Here is a 14196-nt window from a genome sequence, read left to right as displayed (position 1 = left end):
TATTCCTTTTGTATTTTATAGCGGTCCGACATTGATTTACCATATATAGCCCCGGAGTAAACTAAACTTCTTTCCATGCTATATTTGTTCCTCATTCTCAAAGGCTTTAGGTTCGTAAGAGTAAGTCTTGTCCTTTTTGGTTATTACCCCTTTTCCCATCAGGAACTTATTCAGTTCCACGCACACGTTCCGCCCTCGTTTATAACCGATGGCTTCATAACCTTTTTGCAGGGATTTGAGCATATTCTCATACCCGACAATTGGCCCCTCCGCAAACACACTTTCCAATGCGCTTACATGTTGCTCATCCGTCAATACTTCAAAGAGAGGTTTACGCTCTGCCTCAAACGCATAATTATCCACCAGTACCGGCAATGCTTCACTATTGATTTTGAATGCGAACGGAGTAAACTCTTTCTCCCGGATGTGCATGGCCTTCACTTGGCTTATACTGCTGTCAAACGGGCTTTTCGTAACTTGAAGTATTGTTTCCGCCTTATTATTCAGCTCTGTACCTATGTGCCCACGGGTATTATCATCACCTTTATTGAGATGCAGTACTGTATGGATGTGCAGGTCGTGCATACTCGACCACCGCATCAGGTCATTGATAAGCTCTACCGACTCACTGGGATTGTTGATGTCATACATAAGGTCACGAATCCCATCAATCACCACGAACCCGATATTCGGGTCTGTTTCCAGTGCAAGGTTAATGATCTGCCTTCTGTGTTTGGGCGAATACTCTCGTAGCATATAGAACTCCAGTCGCTCATTCTCACGATCAGTGGGCATTCCAGCCAGTATCAATATCCGCTCCAGTACCTTGTGACAATGACATTTGCTCTGCTCTGTATCTACATACAACACTTTATGTTTCTCATTCGGCAGGGTCGCCTTGTAGCGCAGCACCTCCTTGCCAGACAATGCAGAAGCCACGATAGCCGACACATTGAACGTTTTCTTACTCTTCGGCTTTCCGGTCGATGCACTGAAGTTTCCCAGCGTGGCAATGGTGATACCATCCACTTGTACGATCTCCGGTGGATAAGCATAAACATCCGTAACCCTGAGTCGGATAAATTTCAAAATCTGCTCAAAGGCACTTTCGTCTATATCTTCACCTAAACTAATCTTTTTGTTCTCAATCATGATTTGAAGTCTTTCTTTTGGTATCTTTTTGAATCAACCGTTTGATTTATCATCGTGGCCAGCACCAGCCTTATCTATCTCAGCAATTATTCCTTCACACTCCGCATCATCCTCTGAATGATTCTGACAGACCCATTCATCCAACTCTTGCTTGTTGAAATAGATCAATTTACCGGTCGGCTTATAATACGGTATGTCTCCATTCCTTGTCAACTTGTAAAGCTGACTGTTGGACAGGTCGAGATATTCACGTGCTTCCTTGAAATTGAGCGTGCCTTTAATAGAATAGAGAGCACTCTCTATTTTTTCCATCCGTGCAATGATATAGCTTAACTTCAATAGACAGGAGGAACACACCGTGGTTTCTCCATTCTCTATATTTTTCTTTGTCATCAGTTTTTGCTTAATTAAAATGTTATACATGAGAGGTTTTTTCCTCCGTTCACTCTGAAACCGGTTCCGAGGGGCAAAGTTAATTGGAGTATAAAAGCCAAAGACATTTACTACCTTGATACTATCCTATTATCAGGCTAACTATCAAGGTGGGACGCTCTATTTCTTATTTTTCCCTCCATTTCTTCTCCGGTAATGTCATCAATAGAGCAATACAACTTACATTGTTGTACTGACAGCCTTGACTATCATTCTTTCCAGAATGATTCTATTATCACTCATAGACTTCACCTTTTTGTATCCTTTCCACGTCGGACAATTTGTAGCGAACCTTACTACCCACCTTGGCTGAAACAAGATAGCCCTCTTTGTTCCAACGCCATAGGGTAGATCGGTCAACTTTCAACCGCTTGGCGGTTTCCTCAGCCGTCAGATATGTTTCCGGTTTGTTCTCCCGTTGGTCAAGTAACTTTCCAATGGCTTTTTGAACTACACGTTCCAAATCATCCTGAGACACAATCATGAGCATTTGTGAACTTTGATTTCTAAATTCATCCATTATACTTTTACGGCAGGTCTGTTGGCAGCCATCATTGGCGAGACATTCGCCGCTGCACCCGCACCAGTCTCCACACGTTACATGATGAGATAACGGCTTTGACAGATGCAAAACTAATGTAGAAAAACAAGATTGCAAAAGATTGAAACACAGCTTAACAAGCTGATTTACTGATATTCTACATTCACTTATACACTTATAGGTATGTACAAATAGACAGTCAAAAGTTCACTTCTTTTGGCTGTCGAAAAAACAGAGAAATAGACAGAAGATACATCTCATTATACGTTGTGTATCCACATAATAGATAAGTGGTATCCTTTTATCTGTGGCAGTCAGTGGAGAAGTAGATTAAGTGCCACATTGCCACATTTATAGACAGCCAGAAAAGGAATCAGGTGTACAGATAAAACAAAAATCAGGCTAACAATCTTTAACGCAAGATGTTTAACCTGATTTTATTTTTAGTGCAGAATGTAGCTTCAGATGCTATTTTACGATGATACTTTTCGTAATATCCTGTCTCGTCCTGTGCCACAAATTGGCGACCAAAATCTGATAGATTGTTCACCAAAAGCCAATTTCATTATAGAGAAACCCATTTGTAACCGCTAATTTCACAGCTAGCACAGTGTCTGTTATTCATCACATTTAGCAGAATTGGTACACCTATTAGCATAATTATTAGAATGTTTAATTTAAATAGATTTGGCGATTCCCCATTCAAAAAATTTCATTATATCGTTTTCGATATCTTTCAAAATTTCGTCTGTTAGGACACAACCTTCAGGATATTTCCCAAACGCATTGTTTACCACTTGCTGCAGTTTCTCCCTGTCCTGCCTTACTTGCCAAATCTTCATTACTTCATCCGCCCTTTGTTCTATATATGGGAGGTATGTAACATACTCTTCATAAGGTTGGGTACGAAATTTGTCCAAATCCTCCAATGTCAACAGCAAAGAAAAAGAACGTTCAGTTTCTGTTGCCGAAACAGTATCGTAAGTGTATGTCTTATTGACAGGATCGCCCTGATAATTGGAGTCTAAGACTACGATATAAATGAAAATTCCGTAGTATTCCATCATGGCATAGAGCAATCTCGTATTTTTGTCTCCTTCAAGATGAATCATGTGGGTAATCTGCCCCTTGATCACTTCATACGGAAGCTCTTTGAAATGATGAAGATACAACACATCTATTGTATCTTTCTCACCCTTTATGTATGGAACCAGATGTTTAATTGTCGGAATATCATAAAAACAGTCAACATAATAGTTTACAGCAGACTTCACTATGCTTGGAAAAGCAAGCTCCGAAATAGTAGTAGTCTTTTTCAATCTAGGCTTATATTCTGTTATCGTTGCTTTTTCCATTATCTTGTCGACATCTTTTTGAGTCAAGGTATTTTCCTTAACCATCCCTCTGAGCAAGCCTCTCAACTCGTTCATATCACGGGCCGAAATTTGTATGTTCATATTCTTACCGTCTGGCTCTTTCTTAACATATGGACACCTTAACTTTAGTTTTTTACCAGCACCTTCAACAACTATATCTTGCCCATCTTCATTAGTCATAATCTGGCAGTGGCGATTCTGCCGATTCTTTTTTACACACAACATGTCTGTATAGAATGACAAGTCTTCAGCTAACTTTGCGTCTGCCGCTTCACCCAATCGACTGTTACAATCCTTACACATGATGGTATATGAGTGTAGATGTCCTCCGATGGCATTCAATATGATATGCTCATCTGATTTATTTTTTTCAGTTAATTCATTGTCGCAGACATAGCAATAGTATTTCCTTTCTTCTTCCATTGTAGTTAATGCTTTATTTGTTTTTTGGTATTCCAAAATTCAATGAGGATTCTAAAAATAATACCTCACACATGTCTTCACCTACCGTTTGTGAGCCGGTAGCTCCAGAAACGGCGTAGTCATCCAAATAAACACCTAGCTTATCTACTGAGATACCTTTCCATTCCCTTGTGAATTCTTCTGTCCAGTCTTCTACCATGCTACCATCGTAATAATTCGCATAAGGAGTGAATTGCATGTCGAACTTTACAACCAGATGATTTAAAGAATTGTAGTCTGGGGCAACAACAATAATATCACTCTTGGGGAATCTTGTAAAATCGAACGTTTCGCCTTTAATTCGCCATTCACGAAGATATTCAAAATCATAAGAATTAACATTTAACAGATCTGTTCTCCATGCCAAATGCTCAGGAATACTTTCGCTGCCGTCCGTGTAGATAACGTTTCTTGCGCCAAAATCGCGAACTAAAATATCCCTTGAAAAACCCAATCCCCATGACAAATACATGGGACGTCCTGTTCTTCGGGTTGGTGTATCGAAGAATTTTGTAATCGCTGTTATTGGAGATGCTGAAAAACAGATATATCCCTTATCGCTTATCAACCGCTGTTCTTCAAGTATTTTCTGCAGTGTATCGCATGGAGAAGTATCACGTCCGTTTATAAAATGAAACAGATAAGGACTTTGGTCTAATCTCGTCCGCTTAAACTTGTCATTAAATATTGCCATTATTATCTAATTGTTAGTATATCAGAAGTAACTAAACTTTTATTATTCAATCATCATATGTACAACTCACATGCAATATTCGCAAAACTTCTCGATATCTGCAAGTATTTTCCGGGAAATCTGGTCAATGAGCGTGGCGATATTTCCCCATCATGACGTTGTGTGGATTATAAAGAAAATCAACGCATTGACAATCCTGTTATAAACAATGAGCAACAGGCCCATTGACAGAATAAATATGCGCTACTTTAATTCCACCAACGGATCTATTTACAGTTCAGCCATACCATTTTTTCTTTTATTGGATAGGAACCTCCAGTATCATTTCATTGCTCTCGAAAATAGCTATCGCGTTTTCCTTATTATTCACCGATTATATTCAACTCTTTATCCACCTTATATATCGGTTGATCAAAAGCTACGCACATCAACGTAAAATGGTCTTTCATTTCCATTTTTGTATAGCGGTTGACAGCCTCGCTACCTTCCTTATGCAGACCAGCGGCATACATATTGACTTGCACCTTGTTCATTATGTCCACATGTGTTTTCCGGCAAAGTTTGCTGCTACCAAATGTATACAGCGATTTATATACATTGTCATTTAGACCGTCATCAAAAACTTTACATTCACGGTCAATTCCGCAATGTTGCAGTAACAATTTTATCTTGGCGTTATATCCACTTTTACCTGTAACATATTTCAAGATAGGAAAATTGAACTGCCATTTCTTAATCAAGTCAAGAGCATACCGCAGGATAGGAGTTTCAATTTCGGTATTCTCTACATTTTCGCGTAAGGTTTTCTTCGGCAGGTAGTGTATGAAGGGAATACCATCTTCAGTTACCTTGACTTTACTCATAGACAATGCCTGGAAATCTGCGATACGACAACCAAAAGCGCATTGCAGTAGAAAGCATTCTTTGGTTTCCTGAAGCGTGGTAGGAACTTCTGTTCGCATCACCTTCAATAGTTCATCTTTATAAAGATAGACCGGTTCGTCATAGCGTTCTTTCAGGACGGTAGCCTTCCTCTTCTTCCCTAACTTCCGAAACGGAGAAGCCATAATTTCCTCCTTATCTTCCAGTTCATTGAAAAACGCTTGCAGCTTTTTTAGCCTGGTGATGGTTGTATTCATGTCTCTGGGCTGACGAGGAATATCACGCTCCCTTTTATCATCATACAAGTAGGAATATTTTTCCACATACTCATATTCATTCGTGAAGAAGTAACGGAGATCCATCAACATATCAGCAGTAAACTCAATGGGAGTTATGCTCCTGAGATTCTTTATTGCCAGGAATCGCTCCAGCGCACCATATACAACACGGTAATGCTTCATGCGTCCTTCACCAAATATACCATCCCGATAACCATCCACAATAAATCTGTCAAACCGTCCAAGCATGGTCATTTCAGCTTTCTTTTGGTTTCGAGCGTCAGGATTCAGCACCAAATCAATTGCGTCCTCAAATATTTCACCATTAATATGTTCTTTCTGCATCTTCTCGCACAAGGAATGATAAGCAGCATGTATGGCATCTATTTCATGATCAATGGCCAGTTTAAGTTCTTTGTTAAAAACCGAAACCTTTGGCTTGACATTCCCATTTTCATCAAACTTAGCCATATCTTTCAGAGCGGCTCTGATCTCACTTTTATGATACAGGTCAACTTCCCTGCCATCGCGTAAACGGAAACGTAGCTTAATATCGCCTTCCGTTTTTGTTGTCCTTAAAAAGATGGTAACTCGTTCCATAACTTATTGAATTTTGATTGTTTTCACCGTGGTGCAAAGATAGCGATTTTGCACCACAGAATTGCAAAACTGCACCACAAAAATTCAATGGGATAAAATAAAATCAAATATAAACATCTGATTATCAATCCATACAACCTTATATATGTTTCATTAGATTTCAATACACGAGCCCCAGGCGGATCACTGAAAACAAAAGAAAAATCAAGCAAATCCCTGATAATCAAGCATTATCGGGGATTTCTTTTTTCTAGCAGGTGGCAAAAAATAGCCGTTTCAAGCATATTGTTGGTGTGCAAATCGTGGTACATAAATCGGGCTGAAAAAAGTCCCACGATTTAGCATCTTTCTCACTGATTCATAGTGTTTTGCATAGTTTTACTTTGGAAGAGAATACATAGTTTTGTAACTCTAAAAACGATGTAAAAATGGCTAGAAAAACTTTCAATGTGCTATTCTTTATCAAGAAAGCCAGATTATTAAAGAACGGAGAAGCACCCGTGTGCATGAGAATCACTGTAAACGGCTGTATGGTAGATGTTTTAGTAAAAAGAAGCTGTCCTGTAAACCTATGGAATCAGGCAAAAGAAAACTCCAAAGGAAAAGATCGTATGTCGGTGGAACTGAACCACTACTTGGAAATCACACGCTCTCGCATACACCAAATTTATAGAGAACTGGAATCAGCAGGTAAGACTATTACAGTCGATCTTATGAGAAAGCTATATTATGGTGTGGATGAAGATAGTAAAACGCTATTGCAGGTATTCAGGGAGCATAACGAACAAAGCCGTAAGTTGATCGGAAAAGACTTTGTTAGTAAGACCGTGCAACGGTATGAAACCACTACCCGATATTTAGAGGAATTTATCAAGAAGGAATATCAATTATCGGATATTGCTTTGAATAACTTAAAAGCGAATTTCATTTCTAAGTTTGATGCTTTCTTGAAGATTGAAAAAGGTTGTGCGCAAAACTCCGCTATAACCCGATTGAAGAACTTGAAGAAGATTATCCGCATTGCTTTAGAAAACGACTGGATTAAGAAAGATCCATTCGCTTACTATCGCTTTAAGCTAGAAGAAACTGATCCTGAATTCCTGACGATGGACGAAATCAAAATTATTCTTGCCAAAGAATTCACAATTAAGCGAGTAGAGCAAGTACGGGATATTTTTGTTTTTTGCATTTTTACCGGATTGGCTTTCAGCGATGTGAAAGAACTATCACCTGAACACTTAGTAAGAGATAACAAAGGGGAACTTTGGATAAGAAAGAACCGCCAAAAGACAAAAATCATGTGTAACATTCCTGTGTTGCCTGTGGCTGCTTCTATACTTGAAAAGTATAAAAATGTGGCAGAATGTACTGGAAAACTATTGCCAGTATTGAGCAATCAACGCATGAACAGTTATTTGAAAGAGATTGCAGATGTATGCGGATTGCAGAAAAATCTGTGCACACATTCAGCCCGACACTCCTATGCCACCTCTATATGCCTAGCGAATGGCGTGAGTATGGAAAATGTTGCCAAGATGTTAGGTCATGCAGATACGAGCGTAACTAAACACTATGCACGGGTACTGGATCAGAATATTCTAAAGGATATGCAGAAAGTTAATAGCTGTTTATCGGAATTGGCTATATAATTATTATCAGGCAGTCTGTCCTTTCACACTTTAAAACAAAAGGATGGACTGCCATTATGCAAAATAAATGCAACCTCAATTTTTAAAATTTTCTAATAAGCTTATCTTATTTGTAATATGTGATAAAGCAAAAATTCCTCTATATTGATGTTCTGTCCATTCTAATGCTTCAACTAGAGTCTTATTATCCATAAATTTTGCAGTAAATAAAAGTTCACGGTTTTTATTTGGCTCTTTGTCTGTTATCAATGGAACGTGAGCATATCCTTCGACCGCATAACATGCTATTAACTGAGCAATAGTAAATAAGAAAAAACGATTGCGATACTTATTATATGATTCATCTACTTTAAATATGCATTGAGGAATACTATTTTCTAGCTGATCTACCAACCCTTGAATATCATAATTTTTATGGCATATTTTCTCATATAAGTCAGATTCGCATATATGAAAATAAGTTAGCAAGAAAAGTACATCAGGACAAACATATTCATTATGCGAAAACATTTTTAATGACAATCGAGTATTTGTAAATATTTTCTCTATCTGCCTTAAAGTTAAATTCTTATGTTTAAAAAGAGCTTGAGCGATTTTGAGAAAGTTGTCCTGTTCATTATCTCGTTTAAAATATTGCCCCCGTTCTTCTGTTCCAAAGAATGCATCAAAATCATAGAACTCATATAAATAGCTACTAAATTTATCTACATCAGGATCTGGTAAGGTATATTCAATATCAATAAATCTCTTTAAATATTCATCTGCATCTATTAAATCACTACCATAATACCCTCGTATAGAATTACCTAATTGCTGTTTGTCTATGGATATAACAAATACAATATTAGGTATATTGAAAAGATGTTTTATCCTTTCTAATATTTTTACAGCATAATAAGGATTACACCTATCTAGTTCATCAACAATGAAAACTAAAGGTTTGTCGTTGCAAATATCTACCACGAAATTCGATAATTCGGCATGGAATTGCTCTAAACATAATTTCTGCTTCCCATAGCTTTCAATTTCTTCTTTTAATAAAGAAGCTCCTTCTTCTATACTATCAGAGCAAATATCAACAACATCTTCACCTGCATATTTTTTTAGTATTCCTTTAGCTATTGCAGGGGCTGCTTTCAGAACTATTTTTCCTGCTGTGCTTATAACTGATAAAAGTGCATCTTCTTTCTTCTTTTGTGAACTTACCTTTTTTAGTTCACCAAGCAAACCAACAATCGGATCTGAAATAAAATCATTCTCCCATGCATTAAAATATAATGTATGAAAATCATCTAGTTTCAAATATTTTGCCCACATCTCAACAAACGTAGTCTTCCCAGTTCCCCACTTTCCATTTATAGCTAATACACAACCTTCATTGTAAGTCAAAACAATTGCTTTCAATATATCTGCATATTTTTCTCTGCCCAACTTACAGTTTAAGAAAGGATTCTCATCTGGTATATCTATTTTTTGCAGTTTACACTTCATAAACGTATTATTATATTGTTAGGAATAAATATTCAAGACCTATAAATATCATAGCAAATATAGTGCATTTTAATGATTTAATTTTAGATAGTATAAGTTTTCCAAAACTTAATATGAAACATTGACAAAGGTAAGTTCCGTATTTAGTCTGTTCAAGTCCAAGCCTTCGGTTTAGATAAAAATCTTCCTCTCATTGTATTCGAGCGTATTTTTGTCTAAAGACTTGCACAGACTAAATACTTCACTGGAAAAGTCAATGATTCAAATTAAATTCCGAAAAACAATGTTTTTGAGGATGGCAGGTTATTCTTTCCAGCTTTCAAAATAGTGCTTTTGCAGTAGTTTGTCAATATCACTTTGCCGATAGATGATTTTACCTTTTATCTGGATGAAAGGAATTAATCCTGTATCTCTCCATTCTTGTAGAGTTCGCAAACTGACATTCATTTTTTTAGAAACCTCATGATTGGAAAGGAAACGTTCTCCGTTTAGGTGGGGCTTATAGTGTTTGACAATCGATTCAATACCGTTTAGCATTGAATCGAGCGAAGAAATAAATTCTTTGACTTGCGGTGTATCTTTATTTATTAATTCCATGATCGAAAGATTGTTTTATTGAAATATTGATTTTAAGATGGCTAGATAGCTAATCAGTTAGAGATTAGCTGGTCGATTGATTAGTTACGCAGATAATCACCCAATGACGAAAGGTTTAGCACATCTTTCGCTGGATCATAATCTATGTAAATCCGTTTAGGAGCAGGAGCAATAAAATACTGGCTACCGTCTTTCTCTATTTCATAAGTAGAGGGTGAAGCCTGTTTGGTGGTTTCCGATACATATATAATAGAAAGAAGATACTCTTTGTCGTTCCGATAGATGATAACCGTAGGATTCAGATTAACACTTTCCCATGTGCCGACAATGGAAAACAAGTTGAAGGACGGATAATATTCTTTAGTTCTTTTCATAAGGCTTGATTTGTTTGGGTGACTGATTTTGTGTTTCACTGTCCGCAATAATTCTTTCAATATCGGAAGACTTATAATAAATCTTGCTCCCTATTTGAGAATAAGCCAGTCGCCCACTACTTCGGTAATATTGCAGCGTTCGCTTGCTAAAGCCTAACAACAGGCACACTTCCTGACTATCCAGCCAGTTTTCTACTTTTTGAGTATGAGTACTGCACAAACTCTCTATTCGTTTGGTAAACTCGGTGAACCTTTCGCAGACATACGAAAAGGCTCTCTTTTCAATGGTTACTACTTCCATACTTTCATTTTTAATGGTTAATAAAACATGTTGATTCTATTTTCATCGGCAAATGAGAGAAGAATCAAGAGCCGTTTTCTAAACTGTCCGAGAGTGGTATAAAAAGACTGTTTATGGCAAAATGACACATGAATAATTTATTAGTCATAATACTCTTGCGGCACAACTACCAAAATGAATCCGGGTTAATTAATGACGACAAGCTAAATAGATAAAAGATAGAATGACAGAAAAGAGAAGTTTTATATGATATATTTTTAGCATATTCGATTAATCATTACTAAAAAAGGGAATCATGAAAAGATTAAAGTAGTTTTTACACATGATTTATAACCTGCGTATTAATAATAGCCATGGAAAGAGGTCAGAATAAGAATAACAAGAGGATACGGTAGAGGCAATACACGTACTTATGACTATGGTTTGGCGTGAAGTGGCTCTGCTGATAGTTATATACCCTTTTTTGTATCCCTACAAATAGGGATTGTTTTATAGGAAAATACCCATTTGTATGGATTGTTTTATTTTTGAAATACAACGTACTTTGTATTCTAATAACAGGAACTACGTTCTGACCTATGCAAACAACAAAAGAATATACACATAAATTATTGTTGGAAACAGCAAGGAGAGCCTTTTTCAAGAAGGGCTTTAAGGCTGTGTCTATGCGTGAAATATCCAAATTGTCGGGTATCGGTCTGAGCAACATCTACAATTATTATCCTTGTAAGGACGATTTGTTGGCTGACGTGTTGCATCCGCTTTTGGAGGCGATGAACAGTATGCTGGAAGATCATAATCGCCCGGAGGCCTTTTCTTTGGATGTCTTTACCTCCGAAGAATATCATCGCTCATCCATGAAGGAGGTAATGAACATCGTAAGACGGTATCGTGAAGAATTTAAGTTACTTTTTTCATCTATCCAAGACTCTCGTTTCAATGATTATTGGGAACAATGGATTAAAAGAAGTACAGTAATGGGTATAGAATATATGGAAGGTATGAAAAAGCTCTACCCTGATCTGCATACCGATATTTCTCTATTCTTTATGCACTTCACCTGCTCATGGTGGGTTAATATGATGAAAGAGGTGGTGCAACATGAAGAGCTTTCCAGTGAAGAAATTGAATGTTTTATTGGTGAGTATATCCGCTTTAGCACAGGAGGCTGGAAAAGGCTCATGAATGTAAAAATAGAAAGATGAAAACAAATAGAAACATCCACACATCCTCCTGCCTACAATGCAACCCTTGTGGAAGCGGTTGTACAATTGTGGACAATCGGATTTCTTTCGTATTCGATTCGGAAAAGAAGCACTTTAGCCATCTTCTGTTCGACCCGACACCCGTTGCTTGCATGGGCAGATGCGGCAGGTCTTGTCAAGCAGGATTTCGCTTGGTGCAGGAGGGTAAATACCGCACCACTTCGGTAGAACAACTAAAAACAATCAATATATGAGTATCACCAACATCATCTGTAATGGCGAAATAACGCTTGTGCAAGGAGTAAACGGACTTTTCCTCTGCGAGGAATCGTGGGTAACACAAAGCAGAAAATCCGCTCTGCCCAGAGAGGCTTTGAACAAAGAGACTATTAGAATTAAAAAAGAATGCATCGATATTGAACGTCCAGAGACTGATTTTCCAGACTTAACTTAGTAACAGATGTATGAAACATCCCATTTTTAATAATAATAATTCATCGTATCAAGCGAGTCGCCTGCAAAGAGCGACTCGCTTTGTTTTTGAACAAAATAGATTTTCGTTCTCTTTTGAAGTACTAACTCCCAATCTGTCATAGCCATGTCACAACAAGTATTTGTTCCATTTCTTCTGACACTGTTTGCCGGTATATCCACCGGCATAGGCAGTACTATTGCTTTTTTTGCCACATACGGCATACGCCGCAACACCCTTCAGATAGAGCACAACTGCTGCGAGGGCAATATCCCCTTAATTATCGCGATGAAAACAGGAGCTGATATAGCATTTACGGGGGCTTGCCCAAGCATTGGTAGTCCAATGTTCGACTGATGCGATTGGGCAACCATTTTTAGGCATCGCGTACAGCAAATAATAGACATATCATATTAGCAAGAAAAGACTTAAAAACAAAGAATAATTATGAGCATAATAAAAAACATCTTTCAAAACTTCCGCAAACCCAAGAATAGCTTTATGGGTAGGTGCATTGTGAAAATGATGAACCGAGGGCATAACCGGATTTCTCTTTGGTGCATTGACAACTTCGTAAAACTTTCCGGTGGCGAAACGGTGCTCGACATCGGTTGTGGCGGTGGGCAAAACCTAGCTAATTTCATCAAACGAACTCATGGATTAGTTTGTGGCATGGATTATTCACCCACGTGCGTGGACATTGCGAGTCGCAAGAACAAGGCGGCTATCAGTCAAGGACGAGCATCTATCGTAGAGGCGAATGTTTCAAACATTCCTTTTGACGATAACCGCTTCGATATTGTAACCGCTTTCGAAACTATCTACTTTTGGAATGATATAGTGGAAAACTTCAAGGAAGTATTGCGTGTATTGAAACCCGAAGGAAGGTTCTACATCTGCAACGAGGCATGCAGCGAGGAAGGCAATGAAAAGTGGGTGAGGAATATCGACCTGCGCATTTACTCACCCATAGAAATACAAAGAATGCTGGAACAAGCGGGATTTATAAATGTGACCTACGACATTTCGCCGGAGAGCCAATCGCAACGAATATGCGTGCAAGCGACAAAACAACCGATGATGAAACCAATAGACAGATGAGCATCAATAAATATACCCCGATACATCGGGTTCTGACTACCTATCCGCAGTTGATTCATCGACTGGTGAAACGAGACAGTCGTTATGTTTCTTTAATCAATCCTGTATCAACCTGTACGTTAGGGCATTGCACTACTATTGAGAGCATTGCCTTTACAGTAGGAGACGATATGGAGACTCTTCTCACATACCTCAAAGGAGAAATGGAACGAGAAGATATACAGTTCAAATATTGAAAATTACTACTAATAACTGCCCGAAAGGGCACAAAACAATATCGATTTATGCTTATACTTTATAACAAAGCAGCCCGCAAAAATCTTTCCAAGCCGAAGGAAGCTGCCAAATGGTATCCCGTGCTACGTTCTACGGGTATGTTGAAAGAACGTGAAGTGGCCAAACTCATTGCTGACGAAACGGCACTCAATCCCAAAAAGGCGATTGCCAGAGTAGAGTTTAAGGATGTTGAGGTACTTACAAAAAAAGTAACCGAAGGAAACTCTTCAGGTATAACTCCTGTAGTCGTTTCCAAGTCGGAAGCTCCCGATCCCAGCATTTAAGGAGAAACCAACAATCATATAAATAAACA

General features: G+C 38.0%; 18 protein-coding genes. 8 read left to right on the top strand and 10 right to left on the bottom strand.

Annotation, left to right across the window (positions count from 1 at the left end; all coding sequences use genetic code 11):
- Nucleotides 1-78: 78 nt before the first annotated feature.
- The 6 genes from TY03_RS15445 to TY03_RS15420 form a co-directional block, all read right to left on the bottom strand.
- Nucleotides 79-1152: an AAA family ATPase gene (locus TY03_RS15445; protein WP_042371591.1), complete on the bottom strand. Its 1074-nt coding sequence runs from the start codon at nt 1150-1152 to the stop codon at nt 79-81.
- A gap of 33 nt (nt 1153-1185) precedes the next feature.
- On the bottom strand, nt 1186-1545 hold the full coding sequence (locus TY03_RS15440) for a helix-turn-helix domain-containing protein (protein WP_042371823.1): 360 nt from the start codon (nt 1543-1545) through the stop codon (nt 1186-1188).
- A 274-nt stretch (nt 1546-1819) separates the two neighbouring features.
- Nucleotides 1820-2104, bottom strand: coding sequence for a helix-turn-helix domain-containing protein (locus TY03_RS15435; RefSeq protein WP_074434192.1), 285 nt, complete (start codon nt 2102-2104; stop codon nt 1820-1822).
- A 698-nt stretch (nt 2105-2802) separates the two neighbouring features.
- Nucleotides 2803-3924: an HNH endonuclease gene (locus TY03_RS15430; RefSeq protein WP_042371590.1), complete on the bottom strand. Its 1122-nt coding sequence runs from the start codon at nt 3922-3924 to the stop codon at nt 2803-2805.
- 13 nt (nt 3925-3937) lie between these two features.
- A complete protein-coding gene (locus TY03_RS15425) occupies nt 3938-4657 on the bottom strand; it encodes a hypothetical protein (protein WP_042371589.1) in 720 nt (239 codons plus the stop codon).
- A gap of 362 nt (nt 4658-5019) precedes the next feature.
- Entirely contained in the window at nt 5020-6417 is a 1398-nt protein-coding gene (locus TY03_RS15420) for a site-specific integrase (RefSeq protein WP_042371587.1), read from the bottom strand.
- Between the two features lie 428 nt (nt 6418-6845).
- Between TY03_RS15420 and TY03_RS15415 the strand changes: the two genes are divergently transcribed.
- A complete protein-coding gene (locus TY03_RS15415) occupies nt 6846-8066 on the top strand; it encodes a site-specific integrase (protein WP_042371586.1) in 1221 nt (406 codons plus the stop codon).
- Nucleotides 8067-8141: 75 nt separating this feature from the next.
- On the opposite strand, the gene TY03_RS15410 is transcribed toward TY03_RS15415, so the two are convergent.
- From TY03_RS15410 to TY03_RS15395, 4 genes are all read right to left on the bottom strand, one after another.
- A complete protein-coding gene (locus TY03_RS15410; RefSeq protein WP_042371585.1) occupies nt 8142-9557 on the bottom strand; it encodes a KAP family P-loop NTPase fold protein in 1416 nt (471 codons plus the stop codon).
- Between the two features lie 303 nt (nt 9558-9860).
- Nucleotides 9861-10154, bottom strand: a complete 294-nt coding sequence (locus TY03_RS15405; protein ID WP_042371583.1) for a helix-turn-helix domain-containing protein — start codon at nt 10152-10154, stop codon at nt 9861-9863.
- A gap of 80 nt (nt 10155-10234) precedes the next feature.
- A complete protein-coding gene (locus TY03_RS15400) occupies nt 10235-10528 on the bottom strand; it encodes a DUF3876 domain-containing protein (RefSeq protein WP_042371582.1) in 294 nt (97 codons plus the stop codon).
- Complete coding sequence (locus TY03_RS15395; protein ID WP_042371580.1) at nt 10515-10829, bottom strand: helix-turn-helix domain-containing protein; 315 nt, start codon at nt 10827-10829, stop codon at nt 10515-10517. Before TY03_RS15395 ends, TY03_RS15400 begins: the two co-directional genes overlap by 14 nt.
- A gap of 578 nt (nt 10830-11407) precedes the next feature.
- Here TY03_RS15395 and TY03_RS15390 point away from each other — a divergent pair.
- From TY03_RS15390 to TY03_RS15375, 7 genes are all read left to right on the top strand, one after another.
- Nucleotides 11408-12034, top strand: coding sequence for a TetR/AcrR family transcriptional regulator (locus tag TY03_RS15390; protein ID WP_002560569.1), 627 nt, complete (start codon nt 11408-11410; stop codon nt 12032-12034).
- On the top strand, nt 12031-12288 hold the full coding sequence (locus TY03_RS22010; protein WP_074434191.1) for a hypothetical protein: 258 nt from the start codon (nt 12031-12033) through the stop codon (nt 12286-12288). Before TY03_RS15390 ends, TY03_RS22010 begins: the two co-directional genes overlap by 4 nt.
- Nucleotides 12285-12488 carry a hypothetical protein gene (locus TY03_RS22005; RefSeq protein WP_005868403.1) on the top strand — a complete coding sequence of 68 codons (204 nt, stop codon included), beginning with the start codon at nt 12285-12287 and terminating at the stop codon, nt 12486-12488. The genes TY03_RS22010 and TY03_RS22005 overlap by 4 nt, the downstream gene beginning before the upstream one ends.
- A 144-nt stretch (nt 12489-12632) precedes the next feature.
- Entirely contained in the window at nt 12633-12863 is a 231-nt protein-coding gene (locus TY03_RS22925) for a hypothetical protein (RefSeq protein ID WP_042371577.1), read from the top strand.
- A gap of 90 nt (nt 12864-12953) precedes the next feature.
- Complete coding sequence (locus tag TY03_RS15380; protein WP_042371575.1) at nt 12954-13607, top strand: class I SAM-dependent methyltransferase; 654 nt, start codon at nt 12954-12956, stop codon at nt 13605-13607.
- Entirely contained in the window at nt 13604-13843 is a 240-nt protein-coding gene (locus tag TY03_RS22000) for a DUF1858 domain-containing protein (RefSeq protein WP_005868411.1), read from the top strand. The genes TY03_RS15380 and TY03_RS22000 overlap by 4 nt, the downstream gene beginning before the upstream one ends.
- A 48-nt stretch (nt 13844-13891) precedes the next feature.
- Nucleotides 13892-14167: a hypothetical protein gene (locus tag TY03_RS15375; RefSeq protein ID WP_042371572.1), complete on the top strand. Its 276-nt coding sequence runs from the start codon at nt 13892-13894 to the stop codon at nt 14165-14167.
- The last annotated feature ends 29 nt before the right edge of the window (nt 14168-14196 follow it).

Origin of the sequence: Bacteroides neonati, from assembly GCF_000499785.1 — a bacterium.
GTDB classification, from domain to species: domain Bacteria; phylum Bacteroidota; class Bacteroidia; order Bacteroidales; family Bacteroidaceae; genus Bacteroides; species Bacteroides neonati.
The sequence above is the reverse complement of the archived record's forward strand: the minus strand, read 5'-3'. Positions and strand labels throughout refer to the sequence as shown.